The sequence below is a fragment of the Aeromonas rivipollensis genome (genome assembly GCF_010974825.1).
GTDB lineage: Bacteria > Pseudomonadota > Gammaproteobacteria > Enterobacterales > Aeromonadaceae > Aeromonas > Aeromonas rivipollensis.
Window position 1 is genome coordinate 61,611 of sequence record NZ_JAAILA010000017.1, and the last position, 20,692, is coordinate 82,302.

General features: G+C 63.9%; 16 protein-coding genes. 13 read left to right on the top strand and 3 right to left on the bottom strand.

Annotated elements, in window-relative coordinates; translation table 11 throughout:
* Positions 1-370: 370 nt before the first annotated feature.
* The 4 genes from G4923_RS12510 (at position 371) to G4923_RS12525 (ending at position 7,442) form a co-directional block, all read left to right on the top strand.
* Entirely contained in the window at positions 371-2,296 is a 1,926-nt protein-coding gene (locus tag G4923_RS12510; protein ID WP_163137253.1) for a DUF1302 domain-containing protein, read from the top strand.
* 33 nt (positions 2,297-2,329) lie between these two features.
* A complete protein-coding gene (locus tag G4923_RS12515) occupies positions 2,330-3,688 on the top strand; it encodes a DUF1329 domain-containing protein (RefSeq protein ID WP_163137254.1) in 1,359 nt (452 codons plus the stop codon).
* Positions 3,689-3,788: 100 nt separating this feature from the next.
* A complete protein-coding gene (locus tag G4923_RS12520) occupies positions 3,789-4,865 on the top strand; it encodes a YCF48-related protein (RefSeq protein ID WP_163137255.1) in 1,077 nt (358 codons plus the stop codon).
* 60 nt (positions 4,866-4,925) lie between these two features.
* Positions 4,926-7,442, top strand: coding sequence for an efflux RND transporter permease subunit (locus G4923_RS12525; RefSeq protein ID WP_240455324.1), 2,517 nt, complete (start codon positions 4,926-4,928; stop codon positions 7,440-7,442).
* A gap of 84 nt (positions 7,443-7,526) precedes the next feature.
* Here G4923_RS12525 and G4923_RS12530 read toward each other — a convergent pair whose 3' ends face one another.
* Positions 7,527-8,579, bottom strand: coding sequence for an AraC family transcriptional regulator (locus G4923_RS12530; RefSeq protein WP_163137256.1), 1,053 nt, complete (start codon positions 8,577-8,579; stop codon positions 7,527-7,529).
* A 315-nt stretch (positions 8,580-8,894) separates the two neighbouring features.
* Between G4923_RS12530 and G4923_RS12535 the strand changes: the two genes are divergently transcribed.
* The 3 genes from G4923_RS12535 (at position 8,895) to G4923_RS12545 (ending at position 12,871) form a co-directional block, all read left to right on the top strand.
* On the top strand, positions 8,895-9,479 hold the full coding sequence (locus G4923_RS12535) for an RBBP9/YdeN family alpha/beta hydrolase (RefSeq protein ID WP_163137257.1): 585 nt from the start codon (positions 8,895-8,897) through the stop codon (positions 9,477-9,479).
* Between the two features lie 58 nt (positions 9,480-9,537).
* Complete coding sequence (locus tag G4923_RS12540; RefSeq protein ID WP_163137258.1) at positions 9,538-11,196, top strand: fatty acid--CoA ligase; 1,659 nt, start codon at positions 9,538-9,540, stop codon at positions 11,194-11,196.
* Positions 11,197-11,317: 121 nt separating this feature from the next.
* On the top strand, positions 11,318-12,871 hold the full coding sequence (locus G4923_RS12545) for a methyl-accepting chemotaxis protein (protein WP_163137259.1): 1,554 nt from the start codon (positions 11,318-11,320) through the stop codon (positions 12,869-12,871).
* Between the two features lie 94 nt (positions 12,872-12,965).
* Here the strand turns inward: G4923_RS12545 and G4923_RS12550 are convergent, their stop codons facing one another.
* The gene (locus G4923_RS12550) at positions 12,966-14,558 is read right to left on the bottom strand and encodes a GGDEF domain-containing protein (protein WP_106886519.1); all 1,593 of its coding nucleotides are present in this window, start codon (positions 14,556-14,558) and stop codon (positions 12,966-12,968) included.
* Between the two features lie 87 nt (positions 14,559-14,645).
* Between G4923_RS12550 and G4923_RS12555 the strand changes: the two genes are divergently transcribed.
* The 6 genes from G4923_RS12555 (at position 14,646) to maiA (ending at position 20,229) form a co-directional block, all read left to right on the top strand.
* Complete coding sequence (locus tag G4923_RS12555; protein ID WP_163137260.1) at positions 14,646-15,290, top strand: TIGR01621 family pseudouridine synthase; 645 nt, start codon at positions 14,646-14,648, stop codon at positions 15,288-15,290.
* Positions 15,287-15,937, top strand: coding sequence for an HAD family hydrolase (locus tag G4923_RS12560; RefSeq protein ID WP_163137261.1), 651 nt, complete (start codon positions 15,287-15,289; stop codon positions 15,935-15,937). Before G4923_RS12555 ends, G4923_RS12560 begins: the two co-directional genes overlap by 4 nt.
* 236 nt (positions 15,938-16,173) lie before the next feature.
* On the top strand, positions 16,174-17,307 hold the full coding sequence (gene hppD, locus G4923_RS12565) for a 4-hydroxyphenylpyruvate dioxygenase (protein WP_393937226.1): 1,134 nt from the start codon (positions 16,174-16,176) through the stop codon (positions 17,305-17,307).
* Between the two features lie 50 nt (positions 17,308-17,357).
* Positions 17,358-18,509, top strand: coding sequence for a homogentisate 1,2-dioxygenase (locus tag G4923_RS12570; RefSeq protein ID WP_163137263.1), 1,152 nt, complete (start codon positions 17,358-17,360; stop codon positions 18,507-18,509).
* A 10-nt stretch (positions 18,510-18,519) separates the two neighbouring features.
* A complete protein-coding gene (locus tag G4923_RS12575; RefSeq protein ID WP_163137264.1) occupies positions 18,520-19,518 on the top strand; it encodes a fumarylacetoacetate hydrolase family protein in 999 nt (332 codons plus the stop codon).
* 72 nt (positions 19,519-19,590) lie between these two features.
* On the top strand, positions 19,591-20,229 hold the full coding sequence (gene maiA, locus G4923_RS12580; RefSeq protein ID WP_163137265.1) for a maleylacetoacetate isomerase: 639 nt from the start codon (positions 19,591-19,593) through the stop codon (positions 20,227-20,229).
* Between the two features lie 88 nt (positions 20,230-20,317).
* On the opposite strand, the gene G4923_RS21465 is transcribed toward maiA, so the two are convergent.
* Positions 20,318-20,446, bottom strand: a complete 129-nt coding sequence (locus G4923_RS21465) for a hypothetical protein (RefSeq protein ID WP_420884902.1) — start codon at positions 20,444-20,446, stop codon at positions 20,318-20,320.
* Positions 20,447-20,692: the final 246 nt, after the last annotated feature.

Genomic DNA, 20,692 nt, shown 5'->3' on the forward strand with positions numbered 1-20,692 from the left:
GTCGCCTCCCGCTTGTCTCCATCTCCTGTTCCCTTCGCGGCTTTTCTGTCGCCCAGATCACGGTTCTCAGCTGAACAAGGGCTGTATGGGGCCGGTCGTCGACGAGCGAATCCCGCGCCAGCCGCGGGATGCAGCCGCTGTCACCAAATGAAAAGTGACTGACGTTCAATGGCAAGCGCGCCCCTGGAGCTAGGCCTTACAGTCGGCACTAAGAACACAGAGCGCACTCGGACAAGCGAAACACGGGGGAGGCAACCGGCCAATGGCCAGCTTGCCAAATCCGGCGAAACGCCCCGGCCAGCGCCATAAAAAAGCCAACGGAAACGGCAACAAAAATAACAAAACGACGACAACACTCGGAGAGACTGTAATGGATTACAAGCACACGAGTCATGGTTGCGGTGCCCTGCGCCTCAGCCTGCTGGCGACGGCCATAGCGGCCGTCCTCATGCCCAGCGTTCAGGCGGTCGAAGTCGACACCCAGAGTGAAGACTGGTCCGTTCGCTTCGACAACACCGGCAAGTTCAACTACGGCATGCGCACCGAGAGTGCCGATGTGCGGATGCTTGCCACCCCGAACAACAACGACGGGGACTACAACTTCAAGGATGCCGGCGATACCGTCACCACCCGCTTCGATCTCTTGACCGAGCTGGATGTGGTGAACAAGGGCAACACCGGCTTTCGCATCAGCGCCGCCAGCTGGTATGACTATGCCTACCGCGACGTCGGCGCTGACGAGAACCCCTTCATCAACGGCAACAGCGCCAGCTCCGGCATCGTCGGGCTGCCCCCGGTGGCGGGCAACCGTCATCTGAGCGACTATGCGGATCGTTACTACCATGGCCCCTCCGGCGAGCTGCTCGATGCCTTCGTGTTCCACAACATGGAGGTGGGTGACGAATCCCTGCTCGGGGTCAAGATAGGCCAGCACAACATCTTCTGGGGGGAAACCCTGCTGAGCCCGGTGCACGCCCTCAGCTATGGCCAGTCCGGCCTGGATCTCGCGAAGCTAGCGGCATCCCCGGGGACGGAAGCGAAAGAGCTGTTTGTGCCCCGCAACCAGATCTCCGCCTCCTTCACCCTGAACCCGGAGTGGACCTTCGCCGCCCAGTACTTCCTGGACTGGAACGCCGCCCGCCTGCCGGAAGCCGGCACCTATTACGGCAGCTCCGATCTGGTGGGCTTCGGTGCCCAGTCCTTCCTGCTGGGTCACACAGGCGGGCCGGGGCTGGCCGGACCGAGCGGCACCCTCAGCAACATTCGCCGGGGGGATGACCTGGAGCCGGGCAAGCACGGCGACTGGGGCATCATGGCCAAGTGGTCCCCCGAGGCGCTGGATGCGACCCTGGGGGCCTTCTACCGCCGTACCGCCGACATCCTGCCCCAGGCGGTGCTCGATGCCCGTGGCATGACCATTCGCGGGGCGGCGCCCCTGCCGGCCGGGGCCGTGCCCAACCTGCGCCAGTCCATCGCCAACACCAGCTACGCCCTGGCCTATGGCGACGACATCGACATCTTTGGCCTCAGCCTCTCCAAGGATGTGGCCGGGGTGAGTGTCGGCAGCGACCTCAACTATCGCCAGCACATGCCCCTCTCCAGCATCCCGGCCCTGCTCAGTGCTACTGGTCCCGGGGGACTGGCCAACGGCTTCGGGATCCCGGCGCCCGTGCTAGGTCCCCGTCATCCGGACACCGGGGTGATCACCGATGGCTCCGATGGCTACAGCGCCACCGGCGATACCCTGCACTGGACCCTCAACGGTCTGATGACCTTCGCGGACACTGCGCTGTTCGACGGCGCCGCCCTGCTCGGGGAGCTCTACTACAGCAACCTGCTGAGCCTGGATGACCACAACAAGGCGCTCTACAAAGGCGAGGACAGCTACACCGGCATCGACAAGCCCACCCGGGACAACTGGGGGCTGGCGGTCAACTTCACCCCGACCTGGTATCAGGTCCTGCCGGGGGTCGACATGAACATGCCGCTCTCGGTGAACTGGGGGCTGGCGGGCATCTCCCCGGTCCAGGCGGGCGGGGCGAAAGACACCGGCAGCTATGCGGTGGGGCTCGGTGCCACCCTCTACAACCAGTATTTCGTCGATCTGAAATACGTGGACTCCTTTGGCAAGTCTGCCGAGTGCAATGACGGTGCCGAGGATGGCGCCACCCCCAATGCCCTCGATGGGGCCCAGCGCAACACCTGTTATGCCGGTGGATATGCCTCCTTCTCCGGTGGCGGTGCCACCACGGAAGACAGAGGCGCCATCTACCTGACCCTGAAGACCACTTACTGAGTCACCTCAAGCGACCGAGTCGGAGAACGAGATATGACATTCAACAAGACCATGCTGGCCGCCTCTCTCACCCTGGCCCTCGCGGGCCAGGCACTGGCCGCCGTCTCCAGCAGCGAAGCCGCACAGCTGGGCACCAGTCTGACCCAGGTGGGCGCCGAAGCGGCCGCCAATGCCGATGGCAGCATCCCCGCCTACAGCGGGGGCCTGACCACGCCCCCCGCCGGCTTCAAGGCTGGTGACAGCATGCGCCCGGATCCCTATGCGGGTGAGCAGCCGCTTTTGGTCATCACCGGCAAGAATGCGGCCCAATACCAGGGGGCGCTGACCGCCACCACGGCGGAGCTGCTCAAGCGCTTCCCGGACTTCAGGGTGGACCTCTACCCGACCCACCGCAGCGTGGCGCTGCCACAGGCGGTGCTGGACAACACCAGGAAGAACGCGCTCAGCGCCACCACCCTGGCGGGGGGCATGGCGGTGGACAAGGTACTGCCGGGCATTCCCTTCCCCATCCCCAAGAGCGGGGCCGAGGCGATGTGGAACTTCCTGCTGCGCTACCAGGGGGTGAACATCGCCACCAAGTACGACTCCTGGAACGTGGACGCCGCCGGCACGGCGGCCCTCTCCACCACGGGGCAGGCCTTCATCAACTACGCCATCTACGAGGACATGAATAAGCCCATCTCGGCCAAGGATACCTACTACCAGATGAAGCTCCATTACACGGGCCCGGCCCGTCGCGCCGGCGAGGCCATCATGCTGCGCGATGCTGCCAACCCCCTGGAGCAGCCGCGCAAGGCCTGGCAGTACCTGCCGGGGCAGCGCCGGGTCAAGCTGGCACCCAACCTGGCCTACGATACCCCGAACCCGGGCACCTCGGGGGCGGGCACCTATGACGACGTCTTCGTCTTCAACGGGGCGCTGGACCGCTTCGACTGGAAGCTGGTGGGCAAGCAGGAAATGATAGTCCCCTACAACACCTATCGGCTGACCTATCAGCCCGATGCCAGGGCGCTGACCACCCCCAACTTCCTGTCACCGGATCACGTGCGCTGGGAGAAGCACAGGGTCTGGGTGGTGGAGGGCAACCTCAAGGCCGGTGAGCGCCACATCTACGCCAAGCGCCGCTTCTACCTGGACGAAGACAGCTGGGTGGCGCTGGCCTCCGATCAGTACGACGCCCGTGGTCAGCTCTATCGCGGCTCCTTTGCCTTCCTGAGCCAGAGCTACGACAAGCAGACTCCGGACGCCACCCCCTTCATGATCTATGACCTGGTGGCGGGCACCTACAACATCAACGGTGTGGTGGGCCCCTACGGCGGCATCAAGTACGGCGCCTCCCTGTCCAAGGCGAAGTGGTCGCCGGAGTCCCTGGCTGGCGCCGGGATCCGCTAGCCGTAACAGGAGTCCGGTTCATCATTGATGAACCGGACTCCTCGATGTTGGCGTCGGGGACCTTTTGGCATCCCGCCGCCCTCTGAGACAAGGAAGTGGTATGGGTTCATTCAAGACGTTGGCGCCATTGATCTGCTGCGCCCTGCTGATGCAAAGCGCAGGGGTGGCAGCCGGGCAGGCGACCGATTATGTGGACGTGCTGGACCTGCCAGCCAAGGCGAGCGCCCTGGCCCAACGCAGCCCCCTGCTGGATCTGGCCCGTGCCGGGTCGCGGCTGGTGGCGGTGGGGCAGCGGGGTCACATCCTCTATTCCGACGATGAGGGGCGGCGCTGGCAGCAGGCCAGGGTGCCGGTGAGCTCGGATCTCACCGCCGTCACCTTCCCCACTCCCGAGCAGGGTTGGGCCGTAGGGGGGGATGGCGTGGTGCTGCACAGCCAGGACGGTGGCGCCAGCTGGCAAAAACAGCTGGATGGTCGCCAGATAGGGGAGCTGGTCCTGCGCCATTACTCGGCCTTGGCCCGTGCCGAGCCGGACAACGAACAGTGGGCCGCGCTGGTGGAAGAGGGCCAGCGCCTGGTGGGGGAGGGGGCCGACAAACCCCTGCTCGACGTCTGGTTTGAGGACGACAAGGTGGGCTACGTGGTCGGGGTCTTCAACCTGATACTGCGCACCCAGGATGGCGGCCTGCACTGGACGCCCATGCAGGATCGCACCGACAACCCGGATGGGCTCCATCTCAATGCCATCACCCGGGCCGGTGACGCCCTCTATCTGGTGGGCGAGCAGGGCCTGCTGCGCAAATGGGAGCCGCAGACGCAGCGCTTCGTCTCACTGCCCAGCCCCTATGACGGCAGCTTCTTCGGCCTTATCGGCCGCCCGGATGAGGTGATCGTCTATGGCCTGCGGGGCCATGTCTATCGCAGCACGGACGGAGGCGAAAACTGGACCCGGCTCGTGAGCCCGCTGCCCATCAGCATCAGCGCCGCTATGCAGGGGGCCGATGGCCAGTTCCGCCTGTTTACCCAGGCTGGCCATATGCTGCTGCAACGGGGCAACGCGCCGCTGACCCTGGCCCCCCTGGCCGAGCCATCGCCGGTGGCGGGCGCCGCCCTGACCGCGGATGGCACCCTGGCGCTGGTGGGCAGCCGCGGGGTGCGCACCCTTGGCGTCAAATAAGGTTTGTCAACGCAGGCCGTCACCGGATGACGGCCCAATAACGATAACGAGGATCCAGACATGGGCCATGTGAAGCAAGATTCGATGCCGGTGATCCGCGAGCTGAGCGCGTTCGACAGGCACTCCGGCAACCTGCTGGAGCGGCTGGTGTTCAACCACAGGGCGCTCTTCATGCTGGCGATGACGCTGGCAACCCTGGTGCTTGGCTACATGGGCGCGACCCGTCTGGCGCTGGCGCCCAGCTTCGAGAAGATGATCCCCCAGAGCCAGCCCTACATCAAAAACTTCCTGGAGAACCGGGACTCCCTGCGTGGCCTCGGCAACTCGGTGCGAGTGGTGGTGGAGAATACCCAGGGAGACATCTTCGACCCCGACTATCTAAGCGTCCTCAAGCGGGTCAATGACGAGCTGTTCCTGACCGAAGGGGTAGACAGGGCCTGGATGAAGTCCCTCTGGAGTCCGGCGGTGCGCTGGACCGAGGTGACCGAGGAGGGCTTCCAGGGCGGGCCCGTGATGCCGGATGCCTATCAGGGTTCGGCCTCTGACATCGAGCAGCTGCGCCAGAACATCAACAGAGCCGGCATAGTCGGCAGCCTGGTGGCGAGCGATTTCAAGTCCAGCATGCTGATAGTGCCCCTGCTGGACAAGGCCTCTGTCACCGGCAAGCCCCTCAATTACCATGACTTCTCCCAGCGCATCGAGGCGCTGCGCAGCCAGATAGAGTTCGCAGGCGCCCCCCATCAGGCGGGGGAGGAGGGGACGGGCCAGTACAAGATCCGGGTGATCGGCTTTGCCAAGCTGGTCGGCGATCTCATCGACGGCCTCATCCAGGTGATCCTCTTCTTCGCCCTGGCGGTGGCGACTTCGCTCCTCATCATCTTCCTCTACACCCGCTGCGTGCGCAGCACCCTGCTGGTGGTGGGCTGCTCCCTGGTCGCCGTGATCTGGCAGCTCGGCATCATCGCCTGGCTCGGCTACGCCATCGACCCTTACTCTGTGCTGGTGCCCTTCCTCATCTTCGCCATCGGGGTCTCCCACGCGGCCCAGAAGATGAACGGCATCATGCAGGACATCGCCCGCGGCACCCACCGCCAGATAGCGGCGCGCTATACCTTCCGCCGCCTCTTCCTCGCCGGGGTCACGGCGCTGCTGGCCGATGCGGTGGGCTTCGCCGTGCTGATGCTGATCGACATCCCCGTCATCCAGGATCTCGCCATCACCGCCAGCATAGGGGTGGCGGTGCTCATCTTCACCTCGCTGCTGCTGATGCCGGTGGCCCTCTCCTATGTGGGGGTGGGCCGCAAGGCGGCCGAGCGAGCGCTCAAGATAGACACCCATGCCGCCGCCAATCAGGGTTTCGGCAGACTCTGGGCACTGCTGGATCGCTGCACCGAGCGCAAGTGGGCCACAGTGGTGGTGATCCTCGGCCTGGCGATGGGCATAGGCGGCTACCTGGTGAGCCTGCAGCTCAAGATTGGCGATCTGGACAGCGGCGCCCCCGAGCTTCGCGCGGATTCGCGCTACAACAGGGACAACGGCTACATCACCAGCCACTACGCCCTCTCCAGCGATCTCTTTGCGGTCATGATCAAGACGGCGCCCGAGGGGTGTCTCGACTACCAGACCCTGATCCTGGCCGATCGCCTGGGGTGGGAGTTGCAGCAGCATCCCGGGGTGCAGGCCACGACCTCGCTGGTCAACGCGGTGCGCCAGATCACCGCCGGCACCTATGAGGGCAACCCCAAGCTCGCCAGCATCCAGCGCAACCAGAACGTGCTGAACTATGCCGCCCAGCAGGCCTCGGTCAACAGCCCCGAGCTGTTCAACACCGACTGCTCCCTGATGCCGGTGATCGCCTACTTGAAAGATCACAAGGCCGAGACCCTGAGCGGCGTGGTGGCCATCGCCGAGCGGTTTGCCCGGGAGAACAGCACGGCGGATCGCCAGTTCCTGCTGGCCGCAGGCAGTGCCGGCATAGAGGCCGCCACCAACATGGTGGTGCACGAGGCCAACCGCACCATGCTGCTCTACGTCTATCTGGCGGTGACCCTGTTCTGCCTCATCACCTTCCGTAGCTGGCGGGCGACCGTGGTGGCGCTGGTGCCCCTGATGCTCACCTCTGTGCTGTGCGAGGCGCTGATGGTATTCATGGGCATAGGCGTCAAGGTGGCGACCCTGCCGGTGATTGCGCTGGGGGTCGGCATAGGGGTGGACTATGCCCTCTACTTGCTGAGCGTGCAGTTGCACCATCAGCGCCAGGGCATGTCACTGGTGGACGCCTATCGCCAGGCCGTGGCCTTCACCGGCCGGGTGGTGGGGCTGGTGGGCATCACCCTGGCCGCCGGTGTGGTGGCCTGGGTCTGGTCCCCGATCAAGTTCCAGGCCGACATGGGCATACTGCTCACCTTCATGTTCCTGTGGAACATGCTGGGGGCCCTGATAGGGGTGCCGGCGCTCTCCTACTTCCTGCTCTCCGGGACGGGGGCCGTGACTGCCCAGGCGCGGGAGCGGCAGGAGGGGGATGCCAAAGAGGGGGTCAAGCCCTGCCGGACCCCGGTGGGGGCCGACGTCAGCTAGCCAGAGCCGCCACACACGGAAACGAAAAAAAGAGAAGGGAGGCGCCATGCCTCCCTTCTCTCGTCTGGCGAATGGTGCCTGTGCTCAGCCGTAGGCGAGGCCGGCGCGTGCGGGCTGGGCCACCTTGGGCACGCCCTTGTGGCGGGAGCGCCAGGTGGCCGGCGGCATGCCGAACTGGGCGCTGAACCAGCGGGTGAAGGAGCTCGGCATGGAGTAGCCCAGCATGTCGGCGATGTGGCCCAGCGAATAGCCGGAGTTTTGCAGGTAGCGCATCACCAGATCCCGGCGAACGTCGTTGACCAGCTCGCTGAAGGTGGCGCCGCTCTCTTCCAGATGGCGCTGCAGGGTGCGCACGTTCATCCCCAGGGTGCGGGCTATCTGCTCTATGGTGGCGCGCCCCATGGGCAGCAGCAGGTAGATGGCCTTGCGCACGTCCGTCATCAGGGATTGCTGGGTCTCTACCAGCAGGGTGTCGAGGTACTGGCGGGCATGACGGGCCATGGCCTGGTTGGCCAGGGGGTTCGGAATGTCCAGATCGGCGGCCTGGCAGACGATGCCGTTGAACTCGCTGCCAAACTCCAGCTTGCAGCCGAACAGCCGCTTGTGGATGGAGAGATCCGCCGGCGCGTCATGGGTGAAGTTGACGCTGATGGGATGCCAGTTGGCGCCGACCCCGACCTGGGCCGCACAGAAGCGATACATGACGCCGACCGCGAGCTCGGTGGCCTGGCGCGAGGGCATGGGGGCGTCCGTGATGATCTCCTCGCGAATGATCACCGCCTTGCCCGCCTCTTCGATGAAGATGGCCAGGGCATTATTGAACAGGTGAATGTACTGCACTATGACCTGCAAGGCCTCGCGCAGGTTGGGCTGATAGCTCAGCAGCAGGCTGACCTCGCCAAAGTCCGACAGCTGGCGATGCTCCGCCATGCGCAGACCCAGGCTCTGGCAGTTTCCGGTACGGGCGGTGAGCTCCAGCAGGTTGACTATGGTGGAGACGGGAATGCGCTGATTGGGCACATCCAGAATGGAGGCGCTGAGGCCGGCTTGCGACAACAGGCTGGGGGTATTGAGGCCCAGTTGGCGGGCGACATCGAGATAGTTGGTGAGGGTGGCGGCTCTGGCAAGGAGGGTCATGATGCAATTCCCATGGCGACAGCTCATCTGCTGGTTGCTTGTTGTTAACTGGTTTTTATCATTTCGTTTACAAATTGGAAAGTGCTTATTAACTGATCTATTAGTCGCAGGTGCCATGTGATGACCCTGCCTGCCAGCCCGTCTCATGGCCTTTCGAGTCCGACTCTCTCCCACCCGTGGCGCTCATGGCGCCAGGTGGCTGTCATATAAAGACAACTCCATGGCATCCAAGGTAAAGCAGCCGGGGGCCTGGCACCTTACTGTGGTCTTGATGTCATCCGGCCGTCGCCGGAGCGCCTGAACAGGGGGAGAGAGATGAAGGCATTTCAGCCCGAGGCCACAGTACTGATAGTGCCCGGCCTGCGTGACCATGTGGCGGATCACTGGCAGACCCTGCTCGCCGAGGGGCTTGAGAAGGTGGTGACTGTGCCGCCTTTGACCTCGGACAAGCTGAGCTGCCAGGCCAGGGTCGATGCCATTGAACAAGCCCTTGCCGATATCGAGGGGCCGGTGATCCTGGTGGCTCACAGTGCCGGGGTGCTGATGCTGGCTCACTGGGTGGCGCAGCAAGGCGCTGCCCGCCATCGCCACCCCATCCGGGGCGCCCTGCTGGTGACGCCGCCGGATCTGGATGCCAGCTGGCCATCCCATTACCCGAGCCCGGAGGCCATGCAGGCCGGAGGCTGGCACCCGCTGCCCCGCATGAAGATGCCGTTCCCGAGCCTGGTGGTGATGAGCCACAACGATCCCCTGGCGAGCCCGGCGGCCGTGCGTGCCCTGGCCCAGGACTGGGGGAGCGAGCTGGTGGACGCCGGGGCCGTGGGACACCTAAACCCGGCGAGCGGATTTGGCCCCTGGCCACAGGCCGAGGCCTTGCTCGGGCGTCTCGACGCCTGCTAACCCCATTGCGAGGGAGGGATGCCTCCCTGCGCCCAGACACGAATCGGAAGGAGTCCGTATGGTGAAGACAAGGATCATACCGCCAGCCCAGGGAGCCCACGCCTATCCCTTGCTGATCAAGAGCCTGCTGCTGTCCGGGGTGCGCCAGCACCCGGGCCGGGAGATCGTCTACGCAGATCGGCTGCGCTATGACTATCGCACCCTCAACCAGCGCATCCAGCGCCTCGCCAACCTGCTGACGGCCTCTGGCATAGGGCCGGGGGACACGGTCGCCCTGCTGGACTGGGACAGCCACCGCTCCCTCGAATGCTTCTTCGCCGTGCCCATGATAGGCGCCGTGCTGCACACGGTGAACGTGCGCCTCTCGCCGGAGCAGATCGCCTTCACCATGCACCACGCCGAGGATCATCTGGTGCTGGCTCATGACGACTTCCTGCCCATGCTGGCGAGCATTCAGGAGAAGCTGCCCACGGTGCGCGGTTATATCCGGCTGACCGATGGGGAGCTGCCCTCCACCACACTGCCCCTGCTCGGGGAGTACGAGACGCTGCTGGCCGGGGCGGACGACCAGTTCGATTTCCCCGATTTTGACGAGAATTCGGTGGCGACCCTGTTCTACACCACGGGCACCACTGGGGATCCCAAGGGGGTCTACTTCAGCCACCGCCAGCTGGTGCTGCATACCCTCAACGAACTGGGCACCCTGGCGGCCCATGCGGGCCAGTCCCTGCTCTGCTCAGACGACGTCTACATGCCCATTACCCCCATGTTCCACGTCCATGCCTGGGGCGTCCCCTATGTGGCGACCATGCTGGGGGTGAAACAGGTCTATCCGGGGCGCTACGAGCCGGACAAGCTGGTACGGCTCTATCGCGACGAGGGGGTGAGCTTCTCCCACTGCGTGCCGACCATATTGCAGATGATCCTCGACTGCGAGGAGGCGGCAAAGACCTCCCTTGCGGGCTGGAAGATGTTGCTGGGGGGCAGTGCGCTGCCGCTCGGGCTGGCGACCCAGGCCCATCGACAGGGGATACTAGTGCACGCCGGTTACGGCATGTCGGAGACCTGCCCGCTGCTGTGCGTGGTGCACCTGGCTCCCGAGGAGCTGGCGCTGCCCATGGCCGAGCAACTGCCGCTGCGGATCCGCACCGGCAAGCCCATCGGGCTGGTGGACTTGCGCATCATAGATGAGCAGGGCAGGGCGCTGGCCCACGATGGCCAGACCATGGGGGAAATAGTGGTGCGTGCTCCCTGGCTGGCCCAGGGCTACCTGAAAGAGCCGGGCAAGGGGGCCGAGCTCTGGGAGGGGGGCTGGCTGCACACGGGGGACATGGCCTCCATCACCCCGGACGGCACGGTCGAGATCAAGGATCGCATCAAGGATGTGATCAAGACAGGGGGCGAGTGGATAAGCTCCCTGGCGCTGGAGAGTCTCATCAGCGCTCACTCTTCCGTCCATGCGGTGGCCGTGATCGGGGTGCCGGACCCGCAGTGGGGGGAGCGTCCCCTGGCCCTGGTGGTCGGCAAGGAGGGGGTGCATCTGGATGCACAGGCCATCAAGGCTCACCTGCAGGGGTTCGTCGACAGCGGTCGCATCAATCGCTGGGCCATTCCGCGCCAGATCCGCATAGTGCAGGAGATCCCCAAGACCAGCGTCGGCAAGGTGAACAAGAAGCTGATCCGGGAGCGTGAATGCCATCCGGCGGCGGAGAAGTGAGGCCGCCGTCATAGATCCAGAGGACGGCCTCTCAGTCATCCCCACTGTCTGAGGGGCCTTGTTGGCCGGGCTGCCATGGCTTGACTACGATAACTGAGTTATCACACAAGAGGCGTGCGCCATGAACAGAACCCAGATTCATCTCGTTGATGAAGAGGTGGATTTTCCGTCCAGTGAACAGTTGGTTTCCACCACGGATCTGCAGGGGGTCATTACTTATGCCAATGACCACTTCTGCCGGGTGGCGGGATACAGCAGGGCAGAGATGATAGGCCAGCACCACAACATGGTGCGCCATCCCGACATGCCCAAGGCGGCCTTCGCCGATCTCTGGGGCAAGCTGAAGCAGGGCAAGCCCTGGCGCGGCATGGTGAAGAACCGCTGCAAGGATGGTCGCTACTACTGGGTGGATGCCTATGTCACCCCCATCTTCGAGCAGGGGCGGATAAGCGGCTATCAGTCGGTGCGCAACCGGGCCGAGCCCGGGATGAAGGCCGTCGCCGCCCGTACCTACGGGCGATTGCGGGCGGTGGAGCGGGGGGAGCGCAAGGCGGGCCTGAGCCTGCGCCCCGTCCGTCATGGGCTGGCCATCGCCGGGCTCCTGCTGATGCTGGCGGCGAGCGCCTATCTGACGGGGCCCCTGGGGGCCCTGTTCATGCTGCTGCCCCTCTTGTGGCTCGGCCTCCTCTATCGTCACACCCTGATCACCACCCCCCGTTACCTGAGCCAGCTGGGCGAGGAGTACGACAGCCTGACCCGGCTCATCTACTCGGGGGATGAACCCAGCGCCATCGCCGATTTCCACATCAAGCTGCTGCAGGCCAGGATCCGCACCGTGCTCGGGCGGGTGGACGATGCCACCCTCTCCCTGCAGGATCTGGCGGTCCATCTCAAGACCGCCTCCAGCGAGACGAGCGCCGACATCGCTGAGCAGGACATCCAGACCCAGCAGGTGGCGACCGCCATCACGGAGATGGCGGCGACGGCCCACGAGATAGCCCGCAACATCCAGGAGACCGACAACCAGATCGCCCAGGCCAAGGTACATTGCCAGCACACCGACCAGCAGCTGGAGGATACCCAACACAGGGTCACCGAGCTGGCCACCCAGGCGGAGCAAGCCTTCACGGCGGCGGTGGCGCTGGCGGAGGAGTCGGATCGTATCGGGGTCCTGATGAACGAGATCCAGGGCATAGCGGATCAGACCAATCTGCTGGCCCTCAATGCCGCCATAGAGGCAGCCCGGGCGGGAGAGCAGGGACGCGGTTTCGCCGTGGTGGCGGACGAGGTGCGCACCCTCTCAACCCGGACCCACAAGGCGACCGAGCAGATCCAGGGCAGCATAGGGCAGATCCAGCGCACCCTGAATGGCTGGAAGGGGATGATGCAGCAGAACCTGGAGCAGACCCAGTCCTGCGTGACCCTGACCCGGCAGGGCTCACAGAGCCTGCATCAGGTGCTGGCCGAGATAGAGCGGGTGGTGGATCTGTCGACCCAGATCTCGGCGGCGGCGGAGGAGCAGCAGGCGGTGGTGGAGGACATCAGCCGAAACGTCAACGCCATCTCCCAGCACTCCCACACCAACAGCAACAAGATGCACGACATGGATGCCTCGAGCGACATCCTGCTCACCAAGGCGCGCCAGCTCAAATCCCTGGGGCAGACCTTCGGCTGACGCCCGCGTCGAGCAGGCACAAGATGACAACAAGGCCACCCCGGGGTGGCCTTGTTGCATGACGCGTCCTGTGGAGGCGTGGCTTAGGTCACCGTCAGCTTGTCTGCTCCGCCAGCGCAATGAAGCCGCCGCTCTTGTCGCAGTACATGGCCCTGTCCGCCTGGATGAGCCATTGCTCCGGGCTCCAGCCACTCTGGTAGTGGCTGACCCCTATGCTGATCCCGACCTGCATGGCCTGGCCATTGACCACGAAGGGGGCCCGCATGGCGTGCCGGATCACCTCGGTCACATCCTGCGCCTGGGAGCAGCTGTAGCCGGGCAGCAGCAGGATGAATTCATCTCCCGCCAGCCGGGCAAAATAGCACTGGTGACCGATGGCGTCATGGAGCCGGTTGGCCAGCTGGCAGAGGATGGCATCCCCCTGGCTGTGGCCGAAGTTGTCATTGATGCGCTTGAAGTCATCGAGATCGCAAAACAGCAGGCAGCCAGGATCCTCGAGCTGCACTTGCTCCTGCAACTGCTCCATCAGGCTAAGGCGATTGGGCAGGCCTGTGAGAGGATCTATGCGGGCCAGCTGCAGTATCTCCTGCTCGCGCAACTTGCGCAGTGTCACCTCCCGATTGAGCCGCTTGTTGCTGACCAGCAGATAGAGGGAGAGCAGCAGGATGAGGGCGCCGACCCCCAGGCTCAGCAAGAACCAGGGGCGCCAGAAGATCCACTGCGCTGAGGGGGCCTGATAGAGAAAACGGGTCAGCGGCACAGCCCTCGGGACCAGGCCTATCTCGACCAGTTGCTGCATGATGTGGGCGAAGCGATCCGGATTCATATACCCGATCTCCACATAGAGCGGCTGTATCATCTCCTTGCTCATCTGCAGCTCGTACTCCATGTGGGCCTGACTGCGGTTGACGGCATACTCCTTGCGCAGCAGGTCGATGGCCTCGGTCGGGTGGGCGAGGGCGTAGCGCCACCCCTTGAGGCTGGCGGCCCGAAACTTTGCCACCCGCTCAGGGTTGGTGCGCTCCTCGTTCTGGGTGGTGAACAGGATGTCGCTGTAAAAATCGATGCCGTAGTTGCGGGGGTTGATGACGGAGACAGAGACGCCGTGCTCCTCCAGATAGAAGGGCTCGTTGCTGAGATAGGCGTTGAAGATGTCGATCTTGCCGGTGATCAGATCGTCTATGTTGACCGAGGTGGGCACAGGGATGAGCTGGCGTTCGTGCAGCCCCTGATAGTAGAGGGTGGCGAGCAGCTCGGCATCCTGATGGCCGGGAAACATCATGATCCGTTTGCCACGCATGTCCGCAACGGTGAGAATGCCGCTGTCGCGACGAGCCAGGAAGATGGAGGGGGAGTGCTGATAGACGCAGGCGAGCGCCAGCAGGGGTTCGCCATTGACGTAGCTGGTGAGCACCTCTGTGTTGCCGACGCCAAAGTCGGCGCGCCCGCTCAGCACTTCCTGTACCGGGCTTATCCCCTTGCCGCCCGGCCTTATCTCGACATCCAGTCCGGCATCGGCATAGAACCCCTTCGCCTTGGCCATGTGATAGCCCACGAACTGGGGTTGATGCAGCCAGCGCAACTGCAAGACGACCCGATCCGGAGGCTCATGGGGACGGTCACTTGCCAGGACAGGGGAAGCGTAACTGGCGCCAAGCAATAGCAGCCAAAACAAGTATCTCTTCATCCGTGCGATTCTTGTGCTGAGGATCCATGGGGTGGCCAGCAGGCCCGCATTCAACTTGTTAACAATCCACATTCTAAAGGGTTATAGATGTACCGGATACAATTGCAGCACAAAGATTTCATGGTGATCAACAAGGGCCCAGGCCTTGGCATGCATGACGAGGGCGGTGAGCCCGGGCTCGTCAACCGGCTGCGCACCGAGACCGGCTTGACACTCTACCCCGTTCATCGCCTCGACAAGATGACCTCGGGGCTGGTGCTGCTGGCCCGCACCCCGGAGGCGAACCGGGCACTCAGCATGGCCTTTGCCGCCCGGGAGGTGAGCAAGCAGTATCTGGCCCTCTCGGATCGCAAGCCGAAGAAGAAGCAGGGCTGGGTCAAGGGGGACATGGAGAAAGGGCGTGGCGGCAGCTGGATGCTGGCCCGCACCCAGGAGAACCCGGCCATCAGCTGGTTCGATTCTGTCTCGGTGCGAGAGGGACTGAGGCTCTATCGCATCAAGCCCCAGACCGGCAAGACCCACCAGATCCGGGTTGCCTTGAAAAGCATTGGCGCCCCCATCTTCGGGGACGAGCGCTACGGTGGCACGGCCGCCGATCGCGGCTATCTGCACGCCTGGCGCCTGCAGTTTACCCTGGCGGGGGAGGCCTTCGATCTTGTCTGCCCGCCGGATGAGGGGGAGCTGTTCCTCCTGCCCGAACTGCACGCCGCCATCGCGGGATTGAGCGAATGACAAGCTCCCGCAGGGCGCCCGGCGCGGGCTGGATCCTGGCCGACTTTGACGACACCCTGGCGCCGGGGGACAGCCACGCCGGCCTGCTGCGCTTCATCTTGCGCCGGCGCCGCTGGCCACTCCTGCTGCTGCCGGTGATCGCACTGGGTGGCCTGGTGTATCTGGTGCCCCGCCTGCGGCGTCAGGGAATTTCGCTTATCTGGTGGGCCATCACCCTGGGGCTCTCGCCGCTGGGTTGGCGCCAGCTGGTGCGGGCCTATTGCCACACCCGGCCCGGGCTGTTTCGGGAGGCCCGCTCCCTGCTGATGGCCGAAAGGGCGCGCTGCTGGGTCATCTCCGCCAGCCCCCGGGCTTTGGTCCGTGCCCAGCTCCATCGACAACTGCCACGGCTTCCCCATCGCATCATAGGCTCGCGAATGTGCTATCGCCTTGGTGGCCTGGTGCCGCGTTTTTATTGCCACGGCCGGCACAAGATCCTGCCCGAGATCCGCGCCCTCAGGGTGACGCTGGTCTTGAGTGACAGTCTGCACGACTTGCCGCTGCTGGCGTTGGGGCAGCAGGCCTGGCTCATCAACCCGACCGCCCGCAGGTTGCAACAGGCCAGGGCCCACCAGCCCCATCTCGAGGTGAAAAACTGGCACCTGTAAGGCAAAGCTGACAGCCCGGCGGAGCGCCGTGGGGCTGTCCGCAAGGCCCAGGCTGCAATGTCACAATCTATTTACATCTTCTGACGGCGGTCCTCGCCAAACTATCTGAAACCCGCCTCTTCTCTTCTGCCCCGCGCCTGCCTCTAATGAAACAAGTTATTAACAATGCCGTCTGGGCTGCCTGTCGAGCCTTACCGGCGTGACCCGTTTCGTTATCAGTCCATCGCAAGGAGCGCATCATGACGACCTCTTCTTCCCCTTCCCACAGCATCAATCCCCTCGGCACCGACGGGTTCGAATTCGTCGAGTACACGGCCCCGGATCTCAAGGGCATTGCCGCCCTCAAGGCGCTGTTCGTGTCGCTCGGGTTTGCCGAGGTGGCCAGGCACAAGCACAAGCAGTGCTGGCTCTACCGCCAGGGGGACATCAACTTCGTGGTCAACGCCGAGCCCCACTCCCAGGCGGAGCAGTTCGCCAGCCTGCACGGGCCCAGCGTCTGCGGCATGGCATTTCGGGTGAGCGACGCGGGCCGTGCCCAGCAGTACGCCATCGCCAAGGGGGCCAAGCCCTTCGTCGGCAAGATAGGGCCCATGGAGCTCAACATCCCCGCCATCTACGGCATAGGCGAGAGCACCCTCTCCTTTGTGGACCGCTACGGCGAGCAGGGCTCCATCTACGACGTGGATTTTGTCTTCTACCCCGACTGGCAGGCGCGCATGGCCGAGGTGGATGCGGGGCTCTATGAGATCGATCACCTGACCCACAACGTTCATCGCGGCAACATGGACCTCTGGTCCAATTTCTACGAGCGGATCGGCAACTTCCGGGAAATTCGCTACTTCGACATCGAGGGCAAGCTGACCGGGCTGCACTCCCGCGCCATGACGGCCCCCTGCGGCAAAATTCGGATCCCCATCAACGAATCCTCAGACGACAAGTCCCAGATAGAGGAGTACCTGCGCCAGTACAAGGGGGAGGGGATACAGCACATAGCCCTGGCCTCCAGCGACATCTACCAGACCATCCGCACCCTGCGTGGTCGCGGCACCGGCTTTATGCCGACCCCGGACACCTACTATGAGAAGGTGAACAGCCGGGTGGAGGGGCATCAGGAGGATCTGGAGGCGCTCAAGGCGCTGCGCATCCTGATCGACGGCTCTCCCACCAAGGACGGCATCCTGCTGCAGATCTTCACCGACACTGTCATAGGCCCGGTATTCTTCGAAATCATACAGCGCAAGGGCAACGAGGGCTTCGGCGAGGGCAACTTCCAGGCACTGTTCGAATCCATTGAGCTGGATCAGATCCGTCGTGGGGTGCTGAGCGGGGCCGAGCAGGGCGAGAAGAAGGGGGAGCCGAGCGATGCGTAACGGGATGCGAGCTCGTCGGCAGGTATCTATTTCATACGAGGCACACAGCCATGCGTAACTGGATCAGTTTTCCCCACCGGGAGGGGACCCACTCCCGCCAGGCCCACGCCGATCTGCCCGAGCAGGCCATCTACGAGCGCGAGCTGGGGCGCAGCGGCTTCTTCGGCCCCGCCACCCACATGCACCACAAGCATGCCCCCACCGACTGGAGCCACTGGGAGGGGCCGCTGCGGCCGCGGGCGTTCGACTTGAACGGGCTGCAGGAAGAGGTGAGCTCCCTCTCCCCCTGGGTGATGCCGGATCTGCTCAGCAATCCCCACTGCCGCTACCGGATGTGGCGCCTGACCGAGTCGATGCCGTTTCTGGTGCGCAACGCCGACGGCGACGAGCTCTTGTTCATTCACGAGGGAAGCGGTGACTTCTACTGCGACTACGGCCATCTCACGCTGAAGGATGGGGACTATGTGGTGATCCCTCGGGGCACCATGTGGCGCATCGAACCGACGGCGCCGCTCTTCATCCTGATGATAGAGGCGACCGAGGACAGCTATCAGCTGCCGGACAAGGGGCTGGTGGGTCAGCACGCCATCTTCGATCCGGCGGCGCTGGAGGTGCCCGCCATCAACGAGCGCTTCCTGGCCCAGCAGGACGAAAATCCCTGGTCGCTGCAGGTCAAGCGCCACGATCGGGTCTCTGTCATCACCTGGCCCTTCAACCCCCTGGATGCCCAGGGCTGGCACGGGGATCTCTGCGTGGTGCGCCTCAACTGGCGGGACATCCGCCCCCTGATGAGCCATCGCTACCATCTGCCGCCGTCGGCCCACTCCACCTTCGTGGCGAGCCGCTTCGTCATCTGCACCTTCGTGCCGCGCCCCATAGAGAGCGATCCCGGGGCGCTGCGGGTGCCCTTCTATCACAGCAACGACGATTATGACGAGGTGCTCTTCTACCACGCCGGGGACTTCTTCAGCCGGGACAACATAGAGCGGGGCATGGTCACCTTCCATCCCGCCGGCTTCACCCACGGCCCTCATCCCAAGGCCTTTGCGGCGGGGCAGGCCCACGCCAAGACCTTCACCGACGAGGTGGCTGTGATGCTCGACACCCGGGATGCCCTCGGGATCGGCCAGATCTGCGAGGGGATAGAGAACCCCCACTATGTTTCCAGCTGGCAGCGACCAGACGGCACCCCCGGAAAATAAGGAATTCGATATGAAATTGGCAACCTTGAACAATGGCAAGCGCGATGGCGCCCTGGTGGTGGTCAGCCGGGATCTGACTCGGGCGGTGGCCGTGGCCGACATAGCCCCCACCCTGCAAGGGGCGCTGGACGAGTGGGCCGAACTCGCTCCCAGACTGACCGCCGTCTATCAGGCCCTCAACGACGGTGCCTGCCCCGACGCCTTCCCCTTCGATGAGACCGCCTGTCTCTCCCCGCTGCCCCGCGCCTACCAGTGGGCCGACGGCAGCGCCTACGTCAACCACGTGGAGCTGGTGCGCAAGGCCCGCGGCGCCGAGATGCCCGAGAGCTTCTGGCACGATCCCCTGATGTACCAGGGGGGCTCCGACAGCTTCCTGGCTCCGCGCGGCCCCATCTGCATGGGGTCTGAGGAGTGGGGCATCGACTTTGAATCTGAAGTGGCCGTCATCACAGACGACGTGCCCATGGGCACCAGCGCGCAGGGGGCAGAGGAGCACGTCAAGCTGCTGATGCTGGTCAACGATGTGAGCCTGCGCAACCTCATTCCCGGGGAGCTCGCCAAGGGCTTTGGTTTCTTCCAGTCCAAGCCCTCCAGCGCCTTCTCGCCGGTGGCCATCACCCCGGACGAGCTCGGCGGCGACTGGCAGCAGGGCAAGGTGCATCTGCCCCTGGTGACCCAGCTCAACGGCGCCCTGTTCGGGGAGCCGGATGCGGGGCTGGACATGACCTTCAACTTCTTCGAGCTGATTGCCCACGCGGCCAAGACCAGACCCCTTGGCGCGGGCTGCATCATAGGCTCGGGCACCGTCTCCAATTACGACAGAAGCCGGGGATCCTCCTGCCTCGCCGAGCGGCGGATGCTGGAAATTATCGAGTCAGGTCAAGCCACTACACCCTTTCTGCGCTTTGGTGATACAGTGTCCATCGCGATGCAGGATCGCAACGGGATGAGTCTGTTTGGCACCATTTTGCAACGAGTCACGCAAGGGGGCGCCAGCCAGACGAGCTAGGAAGGCCTGGGCCGGCCAAGGTCGGCAGGCGACACGGCAGGTGGCACACACCTGCCACCATAGGGACATAATATGCTGCAGTTGTTTGGATATTGGCGTTCATCGGCCAGCTTTCGCGTACGTCTGGTGCTGCAACTCAAGGGACTTGGTTATGAGCAGCACCCGGTCAATCTGAGACAGGGTGAACAGAAAGAGAAGGCCTATCGCCGGGTCAATCCCCAGGGGCTGGTGCCTTTTCTCATCGACGGGGATGTGCAGCTGGGTCAGTCGGTGGCCATCATGGAGTACCTCGACGAGACCTATCCGGCCTACCCCCTGATGCCCTCCGCTCCCGAGGAGCGGGCCCGGGTGCGCCAGATAGTCAACATGATCGCCTGCGACACTCACCCCCTCAACAACCTGAGGGTGCTGAACTACCTGGAGCAGGAGCTGGGGCAGAGCAAGGCGGCGCGCGATGCCTGGTATCGCCACTGGATTGACGAGACCTTCACCGCCCTGGAGCAACTGCTGATGACCACGGCCGGCGTCTATTGCGTGGGCAACGAGGTAACCCTGGCGGACTGCATGCTGGTGCCCCAGGTCTATAACGCCCACCGTTTCAATATGACGTTGGACGACTACCCCACCATCGCGCGCATCGTCGCCAACTGCGAGCAGTTGCAGGCTTTTATCAAGGCGGCCCCCGCCAATCAGCCGGATGCGCAAGCCTGAGGATCAATACCCTCAATCCGTGTTAAACAACAAAGGCCCCGCACCGTCAGCCGACCGTGCGGGGTGTTTGCATCATGGTCAGGGTTTGTCAGCTGCGGGCAGCCTGGCGCTGACAATGGTCGATAAAGCTGCCGAATATCGCCTCGTCGTAGCGCTTTCCCTGCTCCAGCAATCCTGTATTGAAGGGCTCCAGCAGCCAGCTCCTGGCATCCAGCACGTAGAAGTGAGGCGCCCCAACATACTCGGGCTCCCGATCTAGGAAGCGGTTTATCTCCTGACACCCGCTGTACCACTCGCCTCTGCAATAGCTGTCCTCTCATAGCCTCTTTCCTGGGGCGTTTTTGTAGCTTCCAAGCCGCCACGAACGAACTCTGTCGCCAAGTGGCAAGAGTGGTGGGTGATATGCGAAAAGCCGGAGCGGAAGCGGAGGGGAACCAAAAAACAAGGCTATGTCCCAATTACG

Excerpts from the sequence above, each read along its gene's own strand:
- G4923_RS12515 (WP_163137254.1), top strand. The coding sequence starts at position 2,330 with ATGACATTCAACAAGACCATGCTGGCCGCCTCTCTCACCCTGGCCCTC.
- G4923_RS12535 (WP_163137257.1), top strand. The coding sequence starts at position 8,895 with ATGAAGGCATTTCAGCCCGAGGCCACAGTACTGATAGTGCCCGGCCTG.
- G4923_RS12570 (WP_163137263.1), top strand. The coding sequence starts at position 17,358 with ATGCGTAACTGGATCAGTTTTCCCCACCGGGAGGGGACCCACTCCCGC.
- G4923_RS12520 (WP_163137255.1), top strand. The coding sequence starts at position 3,789 with ATGGGTTCATTCAAGACGTTGGCGCCATTGATCTGCTGCGCCCTGCTG.
- G4923_RS12545 (WP_163137259.1), top strand. The coding sequence starts at position 11,318 with ATGAACAGAACCCAGATTCATCTCGTTGATGAAGAGGTGGATTTTCCG.
- maiA (WP_163137265.1), top strand. The coding sequence starts at position 19,591 with ATGCTGCAGTTGTTTGGATATTGGCGTTCATCGGCCAGCTTTCGCGTA.
- G4923_RS12550 (WP_106886519.1), bottom strand. The coding sequence starts at position 14,558 with ATGAAGAGATACTTGTTTTGGCTGCTATTGCTTGGCGCCAGTTACGCT.
- G4923_RS12560 (WP_163137261.1), top strand. The coding sequence starts at position 15,287 with ATGACAAGCTCCCGCAGGGCGCCCGGCGCGGGCTGGATCCTGGCCGAC.
- G4923_RS12540 (WP_163137258.1), top strand. The coding sequence starts at position 9,538 with ATGGTGAAGACAAGGATCATACCGCCAGCCCAGGGAGCCCACGCCTAT.
- G4923_RS12555 (WP_163137260.1), top strand. The coding sequence starts at position 14,646 with ATGTACCGGATACAATTGCAGCACAAAGATTTCATGGTGATCAACAAG.
- G4923_RS12510 (WP_163137253.1), top strand. The coding sequence starts at position 371 with ATGGATTACAAGCACACGAGTCATGGTTGCGGTGCCCTGCGCCTCAGC.
- G4923_RS12575 (WP_163137264.1), top strand. The coding sequence starts at position 18,520 with ATGAAATTGGCAACCTTGAACAATGGCAAGCGCGATGGCGCCCTGGTG.
- G4923_RS12530 (WP_163137256.1), bottom strand. The coding sequence starts at position 8,579 with ATGACCCTCCTTGCCAGAGCCGCCACCCTCACCAACTATCTCGATGTC.
- G4923_RS12525 (WP_240455324.1), top strand. The coding sequence starts at position 4,926 with ATGGGCCATGTGAAGCAAGATTCGATGCCGGTGATCCGCGAGCTGAGC.